A 15,766-nucleotide genomic window follows, 5' to 3' on the forward strand; every position below is an offset into this window, starting at 1 on the left:
TCCGTGACAACCGCACCTGGCAACCCGACTCACCCCCAATCACACAGTCGGCGGCTTGACATCTTCATTGAGAGTCCTCTCATTGACGGGGGGTGCGTCGGGGCCACGCAGGCCGACCTCGGCGTGTCCGGTGCCTAAGACCGACCACTGCCGGTCGTCGATCTCGACGTGGATGTCGGCCTGTTCGGTGTTGGTGCACACCACGGTGCCGCCGTCGGGGTCGGTGTACTGCAGGCTCACGCAACGCTCGGGTGGCTGGTCGACCCGGATCAGCACCTGGCGGCGGCCGATGCGTCCCTCCAGCTGCCAGTGCCGGACGCCGAGCGTCGTTCGCATCCGCAGTGACGGCAGCGGACTTGCGGGCCAGTCTTTTCCGTCGATGCGGAACCGAACGAACGCCAGTGGCGCCAGCCGGTTGAGTCCTGGCTTGTGCGACACCGCGGTGACGGCCTCCACCACGTCGCCGTTGCCCAGGTCGGCGTGAATCCAGCCCCAGCGCTTCGCGTTACCGTGCCCGTAGATGTGCGCAACGCCGCCGCGCCAGCCGTCCACGGAATGGGTGGTGTCGTCGACGGTCAGCGAGCCGGCGAAGTCGGCGGTGGGGGCCAGCACCACCTGGGCGCCCGGCAGCAATTCTCGTTCCCAAGCCACGCGGGGAAACGTCCACAGCGGTGCCCCGGTGTCCTTCCAGGACAGGTTCCACGCCAGCGACCGCGCCCGCCCGGTCATCTCCTCGGGCGCCACCCGGCCGCCCGCGTTGTCGAACCAGGCGGCACCGGTCGCGGGCTGGGTGGCTGCGGGGCCGAATCGCTCGGTGCGCGGCGTGCCGTCGGCGGGGAAGTAGGTGGCCCAACCGTGCGCGTAGGGGGCGCCCGCGGTGGGGGCGACGGTCTCGTAGTGCACCCACAGGCCGGCGCGGGTCACGGGATCCGACAGCGTGGCATACCAGACCTCCAGCCGTCCGGCTTTACCGCGCCAGCGCGGGGCGACGGCAGACCGCGCCTCTTCGTCCATTGCGACCTCCTCCGGGCCTGACTGCGTTGTCCCTGGCTGCGTGTCCAAGGTGAAGCCGGTGAAAACTAGTCTACAATATTGGTTGAGCCAATGAACCAATCATCCCGGCGGAACCTTCGGGCCGCCCCCATCCAGCCACCGGATCGCCAGCGCGTGGACGAACAGATCGCCACGTCGATAGCTGACGCGATCCTCGATGGCGTGTTTCCACCCGGCTCGACGCTGCCGCCCGAGCGGGAACTAGCGGAACAGCTCGGCGTGAACCGCACTTCGCTACGCCAGGGGTTGGCCCGGCTGCAGCAAATGGGCATGATCGAGGTCCGACAGGGCAGCGGCAGCGTGGTCTGCGACCCCGAGGGGCTGACGCACCCGGCCGTGGTGGAAGCGTTGGTCCGCAAACTCGGTCCGGATTTCCTGGTCGAACTGCTGGAGATTCGCGCAGCGCTCGGACCGTTGCTCGGCCGCTTGGCGGCCGAACGCAGCGGACCGGACGATGTCGAGGCGCTGCGGGCCGCGCTGTTGGTGGTACAGGAAGCCGATTCGGCCGCGGCGCGTCAGGCGGCAGATCTGGCCTTCTTCCGGGTGCTCATTCACAGCACCCGCAACCGGGCCCTGGGGTTGCTGTATCGCTGGGTCGAGCACGCCTTCGGCGGCCGCGAGCACGCGCTCACCGGTGCATACGACGACGCCGAACCCGTCGTCGCCGACCTACGCGCGATCACCGAGGCCGTGTCGGCGCACGACGCGAGCGGGGCGGCGGCGGCCGTCGAGGGGTACCTCCAAGCCAGCGCGTTGCGCATGGTGGTGGCCTACACCAACCCCTCACGCCCAGCAGACGCAAACTTGCACGAAAACCGTTGATTCTGTACGAGTTTGCGTCTGCTCGGCGGCCTTACTCGGCCGCTCGTGTCGCGGGATGCACGGCGATGAGCCCCAATTGGCTGCGCCGCTTGCACATTGCCGCCAATTCCGCATAAGCCTTCTCGCCGAGCAGCTCGGTCAGCTCGTCGGCGAGGCTCTCCCACACCTGCTTCTTGCCCACGTGCGCGCCCGGGTCACCGGTGCAATACCAGTGCAGATCGGCGCCGCCGGAGCCCCAGCCGCGGCGGTCGTATTCGGTGAGGGTGGTTTTGAGGATCTCCGTGCCGTCGGGCCGGGTCACCCATTCCTGGCTGCGCCGGATGGGCAACTGCCAACAGACGTCGGGTTTCATGGTCAGCGGCGGCACGCCCAGCTTGAGAGCTTTGCTGTGCAGCGCGCAGCCGGTTCCCGCGGGGAACCCCGGCCGGTTCAGGAAGATGCAGGCGTTCTTGTGTTTGCGCGTGCGGTACGCCGACTCGCCGTCATGCTCGTCGAGCTCGAGGTAGCCCTTGCGGCCCAAGCCCTTGTCGCGGAACTGCCAGTCCTCGGCGGTCAACTTCTTGACCGCGTCGTCCAGGCGGGCCCGGTCGTCGTCGTCGGACAGGAACGCACCGTGCGAGCAACAGCCGTCGTGTGGACGTCCGGCCACGGTCCCGTGGCAGGCGGGTGTGCCGAACACGCACGTCCAGCGCGACAGCAACCAGGTGAGGTCGGCCGCGATCAGGTGCTCGGGGTTGTCCGGGTCGAAGAACTCCACCCACTCACGGGCGAAATCCAGTTCGACTTCTTGCCCCGGGTTTACCTGGGTCGGGCGCGAGTTTGCCACGGATGCAACGTTAGTCCACGTTTTGCCGCCTTGCCTTGGCAAGCGTCGGCGCGCGCCGCAGGCGGGTCGCGACGAGTCGCCTTGTTCGCCCGGCTACCTTGTGTTTGTGCGATTGGGCGTGTTGGACGTGGGTAGCAACACGGTGCATCTGCTGGTAGTGGATGCTCACCGTGGCGGTCATCCCACCCCGATGAGCTCGACCAAGGCCACCCTTCGACTGTCCGAGGCGACCGACAGCTCGGGCAAGATCACCAAACGCGGCGCGGACAAGTTGGTTTCCACCATCGACGAGTTCGCCAAGATCGCGGTGAGCTCCGGCTGCGCCGAACTGATGGCCTTCGCCACATCCGCGGTCCGTGACGCCGAGAATTCCGAGGAGGTGCTCGCGCGGGTCCGCAAAGAGACCGGCGTTGCGTTGGAAGTGCTGCGCGGGGTCGACGAGTCGCGGCTGACCTTCCTGGCGGTACGTCGTTGGTACGGGTGGAGCGCGGGACGCATCGTCAACCTGGACATCGGCGGCGGCTCGCTGGAGATCTCCAGCGGCGTGGACGAGGAGCCCGACGTCGCGTTGTCGCTGCCGCTCGGCGCCGGACGGCTGACCCGCGAGTGGCTTCCCGACGACCCGCCGAGCCGGCGGCGGATCGGGATGCTGCGGGATTGGTTGGACGCCGAATTGGCGGAAGCCGCCGCGAACGTGCTCGAGGCGGGCGAAGCCGACCTTGCCGTCGCGACATCGAAGACTTTTCGGTCGTTGGCGCGCCTTACCGGTGCGGCCCCGTCGGCCGCCGGACCCCGCGTGAAGAGGACGCTCACAGCTAACGGCCTCAGACAACTCATATCTTTCATATCTAGGATGACCACCGCTGACCGTGCAGAACTAGAAGGGGTGAGTGCCGAGCGAGCGCCGCAGATCGTGGCGGGTGCTCTGGTGGCGGAGGCAAGCATGCGAGCGCTGGCAATCGAGACCGTCGACATCTGCCCGTGGGCACTGCGGGAGGGTCTGATCTTGCGCAAATTGGACAGCGAAGCCGATGGAACCGCCCTCGTGGAGACTTCTGTGCGGGATGCTGGAGGTCAGTTAGTTGATCGGAACGCAGCTAACCGATCGAGAGGCAACAAGTCATGAGCGGACCACACTCCGAAGCGGCGGACACCGGAGACACCCCGCAAATCTCGGTGGCGGAGTTGCTGGCCAGAAACGGCGCGGTCGCCGCGCCGACACGGCGCCGGCGTCGGCGCCGGGGCGACAGCGATGCGGTCACGGTCGCCGAACTGACCGGCGAGATTCCGATCATTCGCGACGACCACGCCGACTACCGCGAGGAGCGGGAGCACCCCGAGGCGCAAAAAACGCCGCCCGCGCCTTCGGTGCCCACCGCGCCGCCTGCGCCGGTCCCGCAGCCCGCAGCCAAACCGGGCAATGGGCTGGTGGCCGAAGCCCCGGCCGACGCGGCCCGGCAAGTAACTCCAAAAGAAACGAAAGAGGCCGCCAAGCCGAAGGCCGTGTACTGGTCGGAACCCGAGCCGCGCTGGCCAAAATCCGATCCGGTGGCCCGTCGGTCCCAGGGGCCGGAACGCAGTGAATACCCGCGGCCGCTGCACCACACCGAGGCGCTTGAGACCGCGGGCGTGCAGTCCGGCGCCGAGCACATGAACCCCGATCCAGTGGGCCACTACACGGACACCTCGGTCGACGTGATGGATTCCGAGGTCCCCGAACCCCCGCAGGTCGCGCTCGACGACGCCGACTACGCGGACTCAGACGCGACGGATGACGCGTCCGAACACACCCTGTTCGGGGGGCAATCCATCGCCGACGAGGTCGCCCGACGCCGCGGCCGGGAGCGGCAGCTGGAGCTCCTCGAAGACGCTGACGTCGAGGCGGCCGGCCCGCGCCCCTCGGGTGGGAAGCTCGCGACGTTGTGGCGCGTGGTTGTGACGGTTTTCCAGTCGTTGCTCGCCGTGCTATTCGGCGCCGGCCTGTTCATCGCCTTCGACCAACTGTGGCGATGGAGCAGCATCGTCGCGTTGGTGCTGTCGGTTCTGGTCATCCTTGGTCTGGTGGTCGGCGTGCATGTCGTCCGCAAGACCGAGGACATCGCCAGTACGTTGATCGCGGTTGCCGTGGGGGCGCTGATCACCCTGGGGCCGTTGGCGTTGTTGCATTCGGGATAGGCATCGCCAACAGACAGTGCGCCCAGCCATCAAAGTCGGCCTCTCGACGGCCTCGGTTTACCCGCTGCGGGCCGAGGCCGCATTCGAGTATGCGTCCAGACTCGGCTACGACGGGGTCGAGTTGATGGTCTGGGGTGAGTCGGTCAGCCAGGACATCGACGCCGTCCAGAAGCTGTCCGAGCGCTACCGGGTGCCGGTGCTCTCGGTGCACGCGCCCTGCCTGCTGATCTCGCAGCGGGTGTGGGGCGCCAACCCGATCCCCAAGTTGGACCGCACCGTGCGCGCCGCCGAGCAACTGGGCGCGCAGACCGTCGTGGTTCATCCGCCATTCCGGTGGCAACGGCGTTACGCCGAAGGGTTCAGCGAGCAAGTTGCGTCATTGGAGGAGTCGAGCAACGTAATGGTGGCGGTGGAAAACATGTTTCCGTTCCGGGCCGACCGGTTCTTTGGAGCAGGTCAGTCCCTGGAGCGGATGCGGCGGCGCGGCGGCGGGCCAGGCCCGGCGATTTCGGCGTTCGCGCCATCGTTCGACCCGCTGGACGGCGGCCACGCGCACTACACGCTTGACCTCTCGCACACGGCCACTGCGGGCACCGACGCGATGGAGATGGCGCGGCGGATGGGCCCAGGGTTGGTGCACCTGCACCTGTGCGACGGCAACGGGTTGCCCGCCGACGAGCATTTGGTGCCGGGCCGCGGTAGCCAGCCCACCGCGGAGGTGTGTCAGATGCTGGCCGCCAGCAGCTTTGCCGGCCATGTCGTGCTGGAAGTGTCCACTTCCAGCGCCCGTTCCGCGAACGAGCGCGAGGCCATGCTGGCCGAATCGTTGCAGTTCGCCCGTACCCACCTGCTGCGCTGATGGACGCGTTGTTTACCGAGGCGATGACGCTGCGCCAGGTCCACGAGATCAACGGCGGCCCGGGTGGCGCGGTCTTTGACGCCGAACTCAACAAGCACTGGACCATTGGGAACAAGGTGCACGGCGGGGCGATGGTGGCCTTGTGCGCCAACGCAGCGCGCACGGCGCACGGTGGCGGCGAACCGCAATCCGGCGGGCAATCGGTCCTGCAACCGGTCTTGCAACCGGTCGCCGTCTCGACGAACTTCCTGTGGGCACCGGATCCGGGCGAGATGCGGCTCGTCACGTCGATCCGCAAGCGTGGCCGTCGGATCAGCGTGGTGGACGTCGAGCTCAACCAGGGGGACCGCACCGCGGTGCATGCCGTCGTCACCCTGGGCGAACCGGAACACGAGGCCGCGCCACTGCTGTCGGCTAATCCCGTCGGCGATCTCATGGCCCCCGAACCGCCCGATGACGTCGCGCCGATCGGACCGGGACACCCGTCGGCGGAGGTGGTCCATCTGGGCGAGGGCTGCGACATCCGGCCGTTGTTGTCCACTCAGGGGCGGGTTACCGACGGAAAGCCGCCGGTATTTCAGATGTGGGCTCGCCCGCGCGGTGTCGCGACGGATGCCCTCTTCGCCCTGCTGTGCGGGGACCTGTCGGCGCCGGTGACCTTCGCAGTGGATCGCACCGGCTGGGCGCCGACGGTGCAGCTCACCGCGTTTCTGCGGGCCCTGCCCGCCGACGGTTGGCTGCGGGTGATCTGCACCTGCACCGAGATCGGACAGGACTGGTTCGACGAAGACCATCTCGTCGTGGACCGCACCGGCCGCATCGTGGCGCAGTCGCGCCAGTTGGCACTCGTGCCGCCCCCGCTGGCCCAGTAGCGCAGGTCAGCCCTGCCGTCTGCAATGCTTTGCGGCATGGCCAGAATCGCGATCATCGGCGGCGGCAGCATCGGCGAGGCACTGCTGTCGGGTCTGTTGCGGGCGGGGCGCCAGGTGAAAGACCTGGTGGTGGCCGAACGCCTGCCAGGTCGAGCCAAGTACCTGTCCAACACCTACGGAGTGTTGGTGACGGCCTCGGTCAAAGACGCGGTGGAAAACGCCCACTTCATCGTCGTCGCGGTGAAGCCCGCCGACGTCGAAACCGTGATCGGCGACCTGGCGGCCGCGGCCGCCGCCGCCGAGCACGACAGTGCCGAGCAGGTGTTTGTCACCGTCGCGGCGGGCGTCACAATCTCCTACTTCGAATCCAAGCTGCCGGCCGGCACGCCGGTGATCCGGGCGATGCCCAACGCCGCCGCGCTGGTGGGCGCGGGCGTCACGGCCTTGGCCAAGGGCCGGTTCGTCAGCGCCGATCAGCTCGAGGAGGTCTCGGCGCTGTTCGACGCGGTCGGGGGCGTGCTAAGTGTCCCCGAGCAGCAGATGGACGTGGTGACGGCCGTGTCCGGCTCGGGACCTGCGTATTTCTTGCTATTGGTGGAGGCGCTGGTCGACGCCGGGGTAGCTGCCGGCCTCAGCCGTCAGGTGGCTACCGACCTGGCCGCGCAGACCATGGCGGGCGCCGCTGCGATGTTGTTGGAGCGCATGGACGAGGACCGAAGCGCAGCCGACCGGGAGCCGGCGGGAACGCGGGTCGACACGTCACCAGCGCAGCTGCGGGCTTCGGTGACATCTCCGGGCGGCACCACGGCCGCCGCGTTGCGCGAGCTCGAGCGGGGCGGATTTCGGATCACCGTCGACGCGGCGGTGCAGGCCGCAAAAACCCGCTCTGAGCAGCTGCGAATTACATCGGAATAATTCGAGAAATTTGAACTGATTCACCCACACCAGTACCAGTAACCCCATCAGTCCCGCTATTCTCCTTGTGTAAGCACGTGTGGGGCCAGCGGAGGGGAAGCCGCTGGCATTGCGCGGGCCTGACACGATTGGGTTGCGATGACGTCTACGAACGGGCCATCGGCACGCGATTCTGCTGGTAAAGGACGGGACACCGGGCCGGGTGAAGGTCAGCAGGCCGGATCCCAGTTTCTCACCGTGGCCGAGGTTGCTTCGCTGATGCGGGTTTCCAAGATGACGGTGTACCGGCTGGTACACAACGGCGAGCTCCCCGCAGTTAGGGTCGGCCGTTCCTTCCGGGTGCATGCCAAGGCCGTCAACGACATGCTGCAGACCTCGTACTTCGCCGGTTAGCCGACCTCTTCCGGCACCGACGCCGGCGTCGGCGAGCCCGCGGGCGGCCGGAGCGGCTGCCGGTTTGGTGTTGGGTGCGGCCGGTTGGGTAAAGTGACCGGGTCATTGTAGAAAGCGGTCACTGTTAGATAGCGGAGTTATGGGTTCAGTAATCAAGAAGCGGCGCAAGCGTATGTCGAAGAAGAAGCACCGCAAGCTGCTGCGCCGTACCCGGGTGCAGCGCAGAAAACTTGGCAAGTAAGCCCTTACTGCGTCCCCCGTGCCCGCTGTCACCCAGCCGTAACGCGTCCGTCGCTGCTCCCGGCTAGGCTGACGTAGTGGTTCCATCGAACGACCGGGACGGCGGTAACACCGGCAACGATGACACGGTCCACTACCCGAAAGTCGTGCTGGTTACCGGCGCTTGCCGATTTCTGGGTGGCTACCTGACTGCGCGCCTGGCGCAGAACCCGATGATCAACACCGTCATCGCGGTGGACGCCATCGCGCCCAGCAAGGACATGCTGCGCCGCATGGGCCGAGCCGAGTTCGTCCGCGCCGACATTCGGAATCCCTTTATTGCGAAGGTGATACGAAACGGCGATGTCGACACCGTGGTGCATGCTGCTGCGGCGTCCTTCGCGCCGCGGTCCGGCGGCAGCGCGGCCTTGAAAGAGTTGAACGTGATGGGCGCGATGCAACTCTTCGCCGCCTGCCAGAAGGCGCCGTCGGTGCGTCGCGTCGTACTGAAGTCGACGTCGGAGGTCTACGGGTCGAGCGCGCACGACCCGGTGCTGTTCACCGAGGACAGCAGCAGCCGGCGCCCCTTCCGCGAGGGTTTCGCCAAGGACAGCCTCGACATCGAGGGGTACGTGCGCGGACTGGCCCGGCGGCGTCCCGATATCGCGGTGACAATCTTGCGCCTGGCCAACATGATTGGCCCAGCGATGGATACGTCGCTGTCTCGCTATCTGGCCGGACCGTTGGTGCCGACCATGCTCGGGCGCGATGCCCGACTGCAGTTGTTGCACGAGCAGGATGCGCTCGGGGCGCTGGAGCGCGCGGCTATGGCCGGCAAGGCCGGAACGTTCAACATCGGCGCCGACGGCATCATCATGTTGTCGCAGGCGATTCGGCGTGCGGGACGAATTCCGTTGCCAGTACCGGGATTTGGAGTGTGGGCTCTCGATTCGCTGAGGCGAGCTAATAAATACACCGAGATCAGCCGGGAACAATTCGCCTATTTAAGTTACGGGCGCGTCATGGACACCACGAGAATGCGTACTGAGCTTGGGTTTCAGCCGAAGTGGACGACGGCGGAGGCGTTTGACGACTACGTTCGCGGCCGCGGCTTGACTCCCATAATCGACCCGAATCGGGTACGCTCCCTGGAGGGTCGCGCCATAGCGTTAGCGCAGCGCTGGGGTAGCCGAAATCTAATTCCATGGGGCGGGGTAGATAGACTTGGATAGTTCCAGTGGCGGGTGATTCCAGAGCGAATGTCATTCCCCTGCACAGCAATCGGGGTCGAGTAGCAGCACGGAAGCGCGCGGGACAGCGGGCCGAGGCATCTCGTCAACATCCCTCGCTGCTGTCCGATCCCACGGGCCGTGCATCGGCCGACCAGATCGCCGCCGTCGTTCGCGAGATCGACGAGCACCGGCGTGCGGCGGGTGTCTCTTCGGCGGCCGACGAACCGCTCAACGATCTGGCACAGCGCGTTGCCGCGGTAGCTGAGTTCCTGCGGCAACGGCTGACCGGCGACTACAGCGTCGACGAATTCGGGTTCGATCCGCATTTCAACAATGCGATTGTTCGGCCTTTGCTGAGGTTTTTCTTCAAGTCGTGGTTCCGCGTCGAGGTCAGCGGTGTCGAGAACATTCCTGACGACGGCGCCGCGCTGGTGGTGGCCAACCACGCCGGGGTATTGCCGTTCGACGGCCTGATGCTCTCGGTCGCGGTTCACGACGAGCACCCCGCGCAGCGGGATTTGCGACTCCTCGCCGCCGACATGGTGTTCGACCTGCCGGTGGTGGGCTCCACCGCCCGCAAGGCGGGTCACACCATGGCCTGCACGGCGGACGCGCACCGGTTGCTCGCCAGAGGCGAGCTCACGGCGGTGTTCCCCGAGGGGTACAAGGGACTGGGCAAGCGCTTTGAGGACCGCTACCGCCTGCAGCGGTTCGGTCGGGGCGGTTTCGTATCGGCGGCGCTACGCACCAAGGCGCCCATCGTGCCGTGCTCGATCATCGGGTCCGAAGAGATCTATCCGATGTTGACCGACGTCAAACTGTTGGCGCGGCTGTTCGGGCTGCCCTACTTCCCGGTCACGCCACTGTTCCCGTTGGCCGGCCCGCTCGGCGTCGTGCCGCTGCCCTCCAAGTGGCGCATCGCGTTCGGTGAGCCCATCCACACCGCCGACTACGCGACATCCGACGCCGAGGACCCGATGGTCACCTTCGAGCTGACCGATCAGGTGCGCGAGACCATCCAGCAGACGCTGTACCGGCTGCTGGCCGGGCGGCGCAACATCTTCCTAGGCTGAGCTGCGCCGGCGAGCGGCCAGACGCAAAACTCCCCCGAGGCCGGACCGGCGTCGGGGGAGTTTTCTTGGTCTCGAGGGGTCGACTACTTGACCAGCGTGAACTGGCAAACGTTGGTGTAGCCGTCGCGGAACAGGTCCGAGCAACCCCGCAAGTACTTCATGAAGGTCTCGTACTCCTGCTCACTCTTGAGCTCCACGGCCCTTTCCTTGTTGGCTTCCAGGGCGTCGGCCCAGGCGTTCAGCGTGGGGACGTAGTTCTTGCCGATGAAGTGGTGGCGCTCGATCTTGAAGCCCGCCTCGGTGGAGTAGCGGTCGACCTGCTCGACCTGGGGCAACTTACCGCCGGGGTAGATCTCCCTGAGGATGAAGCTGATGAAGCGCAGCAGGCTCATCGTAGTCTTGAGGCCCATCGCCTTACCCTCTTCGGCGGTGGGAACCACGATGGAGTGCAGCAAGAACCGGCCGTCGTCGGGCAGCAAGCTGTAGTACTTCTTGAAGAAGGTGGCGTAGCGCTCGTATCCGGCGTCGCCGGCCCCGTCGGCGAAGTGCTCGAAGGCGCCCAGCGAGACGATGCGGTCGACGGGCTCGTCGAACTCCTCCCAGCCCTGCAGGCGAACCTCTTTGCGTCGCGGGCTGTCCATCTCAGCAAACTTTGCTTCGCAGTGCGCGAGCTGGTTTTCGCTGAGCGTCAGGCCGATGACGTTGACGTCGTAGTACTCAACGGCGTGCCGCATCGTGGAGCCCCATCCGGAGCCGATGTCCAGTAGGGTCATGCCGGGTTCGAGGTTGAGCTTGTCCAGCGCCAGCTTGCGCTTGGCGAACTGCGCCTCTTCGAGTGTTTTCGTCTGCGGCTCATCGATATTGGGGTTTTCATCGAAGTACGCGCAGCTGTAGGTCATCGACGGGTCAAGCCACAGCTTGAAGAATTCGTTGGATCGATCGTAGTGGGACTGAACGTCTTCGACCGGCGGCTTCAGCTGAGTGCTGCGGCCATTATTAGCTTCTGACATTAACGCGACCCTACTTTCCGGCAGATATCGATGCAATCGCCGCGACGGTTTCCTCAGCGCCCGCTTCCTGCTTCGCGGCTTCCCCCAACATCGTGACAACCCCGGTAGCAACCGGGTTGCCGTCGGCATCTGTGATTTCGCTGCGAATCTCGGCGAGCACCGTGCCGTGCGACTCGATCACCGAGTCTAGATAAGTGTCGAAGTGCAGCCTGTCGTCGGCCAGAATCGGCCGGTGAAACTTGAACTTCTGGTCGCGGTGGATCACCCGGGCGATATTGATCGGGACGTTGAATTTGGTGAAGATTTCCAACTGCACCCGCCGGCCCGCAACCGCCAGGAACGTCAGCGGGGCCACTAGCCCGGGGTAGCCGGCCTCAGCTGCCGCCGACTCGTCGAAGTGGTAGGGGTGGTCGTCCTTGATCGCTTCCGCGTACTCACGAATTTTCTCGCGCCCGACCTCGAAGTAATCCTCGCCGCGGTAGTGGCTGCCGATGATTCCTTTGGTCGATTCGGGAACTACTGACATGCGAGGGCTCTCCGATCGAAATAGATGCTAGCGGCGCAGCCTATCAGCGAGATTGGCGTCGGGACGCCAGCGCCGCCAACGCGCCGCCCGCGGCACCCAGCGCCAGGGCCGACGGCACCCCTATTCGAGCCGCCTTGCGCGCCGTGCGGAAGTCGCGGATCTCCCAGCCCCGTTCTCGGGCCAGGCTGCGCAAGCGGGCGTCCGGATTGATCGCAACCGCGGTGCCGACCAGCGACAACATGGGTACGTCGTTGAAGCTGTCGGAATAGGCCGTGCAACGTTTGAGGTTGAGGCCCTCGCGGATCGCCAGCGAGCGCACCGCGTGCGCCTTACCCGGGCCGTGCAGGATCTCGCCGACCAGCCTGCCGGTGAATATCCCGTCGACCGACTCGGCGACGGTGCCCAGCGCGCCCGTCAGACCGAGCCGCCGCGCGATGGTGCAGGCCAGTTCGTATGGGGTGGCGGTGATCAACCACACCTGCTGGCCGGCATCGAGGTGCATCTGCGTCAGCGCGCGGGTACCCGGCCAAATCTTGTCCGCGATGTACTCGTCGTAGATCTCCTCGCCGAGCCGGACCAGCTCCTCCACCGAGCGGCCTTCGATGAAGGCCAGCGCCTTGCGCCGGCCGGCGGCGACGTCATCGCTGTTCTCCCTGCCCAGCAATTGGAACTTGGCCTGCGCGTAGATAAAGCCCAAGACGTCGCGATAGGTGAAGTATTCCCGGGCCGCCAGGCCGCGACCGAAGTGCACCGCCGACGAACCTTGGACAAGGGTGTTGTCCACGTCGAAAAACGCCGCGGCGGTCAGGTCGACAGGCGGTTGCGGACGGACTTCGTCTGCGCCGGTGTGCAGGTCGAACAGCGCTCGTTCGGCGCTGGCGTCGGCGGCCAGCGACTGCAGGTCAATGCGGCGCGCGTAGTCCGCATTGCCCGGGTCGGAGGAAGTCACGAGAAACCTCCCAATCGCTGGTGTTCGTGGTGCGTACAGGCCGTGAATCAGGCCGTTGCTAAGGCCGTTATAACCCTACTTGGGCGCGGGCGGTGGGCCGTCGGCGCTCGGTGTCAGAACCGCCACACGGATGCACCACACTGATGGATATGTCTGAACCCCGACCCCAGCCAACCCGCCGACAGGTGCAGCTGTTGACCCGCGCCGGCTGCACTGTCTGCTTGCGGGTGCAGGCTCAACTGGCTGATCTGGCCGCCGAGCTGGGTTTTGAGCTGTCAACGACGGACGTGGACGTCGCGGCGGCGGCGGGCGATACCTCGTTGCGCGCCGAATTCGGCGATCGTTTGCCCGTGATCCTGTTGGATGGCGAGGAGCACAGCTATTGGGAGGTGGACGAGCCCCGCCTGCGAGCTGATCTGGCCCGTCCGATATTTGGTAGCCCAGCTGACTAACGGTTACCGTAGAGCAGTCACTTTTCACGCAAGGGAGCTGGCCAGGTGATGCTGTGAGCATTCTGCTCTTCGGGATTTCGCACCGCAGCGCGCCGGTTTCAGTCTTGGAACAACTCAGTCTCGACGAGTCCGATCAGGTCAAGATCGTCGACCGTTTGCTGCAATCGCCCCTCGTCACCGAGGCGATGGTGCTGTCGACGTGCAACCGGGTCGAGGTATATGCCGTGGTCGATGCCTTCCACGGTGGTTTGGCCATCATCGGACAGCTGCTGTCCGAGCATTCCGGCCTGCCGATGGGTGAGCTGACCCGGCACGCGTACGTGCGATACAGCGAGGCGGCCGTCGAGCACCTTTTCGCGGTCGCCAGCGGCCTGGATTCGGCGGTTGTCGGCGAACAGCAGGTGCTCGGCCAGGTACGCCGCGCATACGCGACCGCCGAGACCAACCGGACCGTGGGCCGCGTGCTGCACGAGTTGGCGCAGCGAGCGTTGTCGGTGGGTAAGCGGGTGCATTCGGAAACCGCCATAGACGCCGCCGGCGCCTCGGTGGTCTCGGTAGCCCTCGACCTGGCCGATCGCAGATTGGGCGGACTTGCGGGCAAGACGGCGGTGGTGATCGGCGCCGGGGCCATGGGCGCCTTGGCGGCGGCGCATCTGACCCGCCACGGGATTGAGCAAATCCATGTCTTGAATCGCTCGTCGTCGCGGGCGCAACGCCTGGCCGGCAAGATTCGCGAGTCTGGCGTCAAGAGTTCGGCGGCGACGCTGGAACACCTGACCGAGGCGCTGGCCGACGCCGACGTGGTTGTGAGCTGCACCGGCGCGGTGCGTCCCGTCGTGTCGCTGGCCGACGTGCACCACGCGCTGGCCGCCGCCCAGCGCGACGAATCGGCGAGGCCGCTGGTGATCTGCGACCTGGGCATGCCACGCGACGTCGACCCGGCGGTGGCCGGATTGCCGGGCGTTTTGGTGGTCGACGTGGACCGAGTGCAACACGAACCGTCGGCCCACGCCGCGGCCTCCGACGTCGATGCCGCCCGGCGCATCGTCGCCGCCGAAGTTGCCACCTACCTGGCCGGACAGCGGATGGCCGAGGTCACCCCGACCGTGACCGCGCTGCGGCAGCGAGCCGCCGACGTCGTCGAGGCGGAGTTGCTCCGACTGGAGAACCGGTTGCCCGGCCTGCAGAGCTCCGAGCGCGAAGAGGTGGCACGCACCGTGCGGCGGGTGGTGGACAAGCTGCTGCATGCGCCTACCGTTCGGATCAAGCAGCTGGCCAGTGCCCCCGGCGGCGACAGCTACGCCGAGGCGCTGCGCGAGCTCTTCGAACTGGACCAGACCGCCATAGACTCCGTGGCCGCCGTCGCCGCGGGTGAGTTGTCAGATGCACCAAGTGAATTCGACGCTCAATCGCCGAGTAGCTGATTGGTGCATGTGATCCGGATAGGCACCCGGGGCAGCCTGCTGGCCACCACCCAGGCTGCGACGGTCAGAGACGCCCTCATCGCCAACGGCCACCCGGCGGAGTTGGTGACGATCAGCACGGTGGGCGACCGGTCGTCGGCGCCAATCGACACGCTGGGTGTGGGTGTGTTCACAACGGCGCTGCGGGAGGCCATGGACGACGGCCGCGTCGACATTGCTGTGCACTCCCACAAAGATTTGCCGACCGCCCCCGATCCACGCTTCATCGTGGCGGCCATACCGCCACGCAACGACCCGCGTGACGCGGTTGTGGCGCGCGACGGGTTGGTCTTGGGGGAGTTGCCGGCCGGTTCGCTGGTGGGGACTTCATCGCCGCGGCGGGCCGCACAGCTTAGAGCATTGGGTCTCGGTTTGGAAATCCGCCCCCTAAGAGGCAACCTAGATACCAGGTTGAACAGGGTAAGCAGTGGTGATCTTGACGCCATCGTGGTGGCCCGGGCAGGTCTAGCCCGCTTGGGTCGCCTTGATGATGTCACCGAGACGCTCGAGCCGGTGCAGATGTTGCCAGCGCCTGCTCAGGGTGCGCTCGCGGTCGAGTGTCGCGCCGACGACAGCCGCATGGCGGCGGTGCTGGCGGAGTTGGACGATGCCGACACTCGGGCGGCGGTCACCGCGGAGCGGGCCCTGCTCGCCGAACTGGAGGCCGGTTGCTCCGCACCGGTGGGCGCGATCGCTGAAGTGGTCGAGTCGATCGACGAGGAGGGGCGGGTCTTCGAAGAGCTGTCGCTACGTGGCTGCGTGGCGGCACTCGACGGATCGGACGTGATCCGTGCGTCCGGAATCGGCACCTCCGAACGGGCTCGGGAGCTGGGGCTCTCGGTTGCCGCGGAGCTGTTCGAACTGGGCGCCGCGGAGTTGATGAGGGGGGCGCGGCATGACCCCGCGCCAGGAAGTTGAGTCAAACGT

General features: G+C 66.4%; 18 protein-coding genes. 13 read left to right on the forward strand and 5 right to left on the reverse strand.

Annotation, left to right across the window (positions count from 1 at the left end; translation table 11 throughout):
* Positions 1 to 39 precede the first annotated feature (39 nt).
* Positions 40 to 1,014, reverse strand: a complete 975-nt coding sequence (locus BST27_RS19515; RefSeq protein WP_069421877.1) for a tocopherol cyclase family protein — start codon at positions 1,012 to 1,014, stop codon at positions 40 to 42.
* A gap of 90 nt (positions 1,015 to 1,104) precedes the next feature.
* Between BST27_RS19515 and BST27_RS19520 the strand changes: the two genes are divergently transcribed.
* Entirely contained in the window at positions 1,105 to 1,875 is a 771-nt protein-coding gene (locus tag BST27_RS19520) for a FadR/GntR family transcriptional regulator (RefSeq protein ID WP_069421878.1), read from the forward strand.
* A gap of 31 nt (positions 1,876 to 1,906) precedes the next feature.
* Here BST27_RS19520 and BST27_RS19525 read toward each other — a convergent pair whose 3' ends face one another.
* Positions 1,907 to 2,701, reverse strand: a complete 795-nt coding sequence (locus BST27_RS19525) for a DUF3109 family protein (protein ID WP_069421879.1) — start codon at positions 2,699 to 2,701, stop codon at positions 1,907 to 1,909.
* 106 nt (positions 2,702 to 2,807) lie between these two features.
* Here BST27_RS19525 and BST27_RS19530 point away from each other — a divergent pair, with 106 nt between their 5' ends.
* The 9 genes from BST27_RS19530 (at position 2,808) to BST27_RS19570 (ending at position 10,439) form a co-directional block, all read left to right on the forward strand.
* Positions 2,808 to 3,827, forward strand: coding sequence for a Ppx/GppA family phosphatase (locus BST27_RS19530; RefSeq protein WP_069421904.1), 1,020 nt, complete (start codon positions 2,808 to 2,810; stop codon positions 3,825 to 3,827).
* The gene (locus BST27_RS19535; protein WP_069421880.1) at positions 3,824 to 4,876 is read left to right on the forward strand and encodes a hypothetical protein; all 1,053 of its coding nucleotides are present in this window, start codon (positions 3,824 to 3,826) and stop codon (positions 4,874 to 4,876) included. Before BST27_RS19530 ends, BST27_RS19535 begins: the two co-directional genes overlap by 4 nt.
* Positions 4,877 to 4,892: 16 nt before the next feature.
* Positions 4,893 to 5,735, forward strand: coding sequence for a sugar phosphate isomerase/epimerase family protein (locus BST27_RS19540; protein ID WP_069421881.1), 843 nt, complete (start codon positions 4,893 to 4,895; stop codon positions 5,733 to 5,735).
* A complete protein-coding gene (locus BST27_RS19545; protein ID WP_069421882.1) occupies positions 5,735 to 6,607 on the forward strand; it encodes a thioesterase family protein in 873 nt (290 codons plus the stop codon). The genes BST27_RS19540 and BST27_RS19545 overlap by 1 nt, the downstream gene beginning before the upstream one ends.
* 36 nt (positions 6,608 to 6,643) lie before the next feature.
* Positions 6,644 to 7,522 (forward strand): pyrroline-5-carboxylate reductase, encoded by an 879-nt coding sequence (gene proC / locus BST27_RS19550; protein WP_197518197.1) that lies wholly within the window; start codon positions 6,644 to 6,646, stop codon positions 7,520 to 7,522.
* A 138-nt stretch (positions 7,523 to 7,660) separates the two neighbouring features.
* Positions 7,661 to 7,915, forward strand: coding sequence for a helix-turn-helix domain-containing protein (locus BST27_RS19555; protein ID WP_069421884.1), 255 nt, complete (start codon positions 7,661 to 7,663; stop codon positions 7,913 to 7,915).
* Positions 7,916 to 8,054: 139 nt separating this feature from the next.
* On the forward strand, positions 8,055 to 8,156 hold the full coding sequence (locus BST27_RS19560; protein ID WP_003402602.1) for a 30S ribosomal protein bS22: 102 nt from the start codon (positions 8,055 to 8,057) through the stop codon (positions 8,154 to 8,156).
* A 76-nt stretch (positions 8,157 to 8,232) separates the two neighbouring features.
* Positions 8,233 to 9,366, forward strand: coding sequence for an SDR family oxidoreductase (locus BST27_RS19565; RefSeq protein ID WP_069421885.1), 1,134 nt, complete (start codon positions 8,233 to 8,235; stop codon positions 9,364 to 9,366).
* A complete protein-coding gene (locus BST27_RS19570) occupies positions 9,363 to 10,439 on the forward strand; it encodes a lysophospholipid acyltransferase family protein (RefSeq protein ID WP_139805249.1) in 1,077 nt (358 codons plus the stop codon). Before BST27_RS19565 ends, BST27_RS19570 begins: the two co-directional genes overlap by 4 nt.
* Positions 10,440 to 10,522: 83 nt before the next feature.
* Here the strand turns inward: BST27_RS19570 and BST27_RS19575 are convergent, their stop codons facing one another.
* Genes BST27_RS19575 through BST27_RS19585 form a run of 3 tightly spaced genes read right to left on the reverse strand, consistent with a single transcriptional unit; the run spans position 10,523 to position 12,924 of the window.
* Positions 10,523 to 11,449 (reverse strand): cyclopropane mycolic acid synthase family methyltransferase, encoded by a 927-nt coding sequence (locus tag BST27_RS19575; RefSeq protein WP_069421887.1) that lies wholly within the window; start codon positions 11,447 to 11,449, stop codon positions 10,523 to 10,525.
* Positions 11,450 to 11,459: 10 nt separating this feature from the next.
* Entirely contained in the window at positions 11,460 to 11,975 is a 516-nt protein-coding gene (locus BST27_RS19580) for an FAS1-like dehydratase domain-containing protein (protein ID WP_069421888.1), read from the reverse strand.
* A gap of 43 nt (positions 11,976 to 12,018) precedes the next feature.
* Entirely contained in the window at positions 12,019 to 12,924 is a 906-nt protein-coding gene (locus BST27_RS19585; protein WP_069421889.1) for an HAD family hydrolase, read from the reverse strand.
* 143 nt (positions 12,925 to 13,067) lie between these two features.
* Between BST27_RS19585 and BST27_RS19590 the strand changes: the two genes are divergently transcribed.
* The 3 genes from BST27_RS19590 to hemC are packed head-to-tail and all read left to right on the forward strand — an operon-like array spanning position 13,068 to position 15,757.
* Entirely contained in the window at positions 13,068 to 13,376 is a 309-nt protein-coding gene (locus tag BST27_RS19590; protein ID WP_069421890.1) for a glutaredoxin family protein, read from the forward strand.
* Between the two features lie 53 nt (positions 13,377 to 13,429).
* The gene (locus BST27_RS19595; RefSeq protein WP_069421891.1) at positions 13,430 to 14,800 is read left to right on the forward strand and encodes a glutamyl-tRNA reductase; all 1,371 of its coding nucleotides are present in this window, start codon (positions 13,430 to 13,432) and stop codon (positions 14,798 to 14,800) included.
* A gap of 9 nt (positions 14,801 to 14,809) precedes the next feature.
* Positions 14,810 to 15,757, forward strand: coding sequence for a hydroxymethylbilane synthase (gene hemC / locus BST27_RS19600; RefSeq protein ID WP_069421905.1), 948 nt, complete (start codon positions 14,810 to 14,812; stop codon positions 15,755 to 15,757).
* The last annotated feature ends 9 nt before the right edge of the window (positions 15,758 to 15,766 follow it).

It is taken from the genome of Mycobacterium intermedium (genome assembly GCF_002086275.1).
GTDB classification, from domain to species: Bacteria; Actinomycetota; Actinomycetes; order Mycobacteriales; family Mycobacteriaceae; genus Mycobacterium; species Mycobacterium intermedium.

What these genes read in the sequence shown, in the direction of transcription:
- BST27_RS19555 (WP_069421884.1), top strand. Translation starts at nt 7,661, where the DNA reads ATGACGTCTACGAACGGGCCATCGGCACGCGATTCTGCTGGTAAAGGA.
- BST27_RS19520 (WP_069421878.1), top strand. Translation starts at nt 1,105, where the DNA reads ATGAACCAATCATCCCGGCGGAACCTTCGGGCCGCCCCCATCCAGCCA.
- BST27_RS19535 (WP_069421880.1), top strand. Translation starts at nt 3,824, where the DNA reads ATGAGCGGACCACACTCCGAAGCGGCGGACACCGGAGACACCCCGCAA.
- BST27_RS19580 (WP_069421888.1), bottom strand. Translation starts at nt 11,975, where the DNA reads ATGTCAGTAGTTCCCGAATCGACCAAAGGAATCATCGGCAGCCACTAC.
- BST27_RS19590 (WP_069421890.1), top strand. Translation starts at nt 13,068, where the DNA reads ATGGATATGTCTGAACCCCGACCCCAGCCAACCCGCCGACAGGTGCAG.
- BST27_RS19545 (WP_069421882.1), top strand. Translation starts at nt 5,735, where the DNA reads ATGGACGCGTTGTTTACCGAGGCGATGACGCTGCGCCAGGTCCACGAG.
- BST27_RS19515 (WP_069421877.1), bottom strand. Translation starts at nt 1,014, where the DNA reads ATGGACGAAGAGGCGCGGTCTGCCGTCGCCCCGCGCTGGCGCGGTAAA.
- BST27_RS19575 (WP_069421887.1), bottom strand. Translation starts at nt 11,449, where the DNA reads ATGTCAGAAGCTAATAATGGCCGCAGCACTCAGCTGAAGCCGCCGGTC.
- BST27_RS19560 (WP_003402602.1), top strand. Translation starts at nt 8,055, where the DNA reads ATGGGTTCAGTAATCAAGAAGCGGCGCAAGCGTATGTCGAAGAAGAAG.
- proC (WP_197518197.1), top strand. Translation starts at nt 6,644, where the DNA reads ATGGCCAGAATCGCGATCATCGGCGGCGGCAGCATCGGCGAGGCACTG.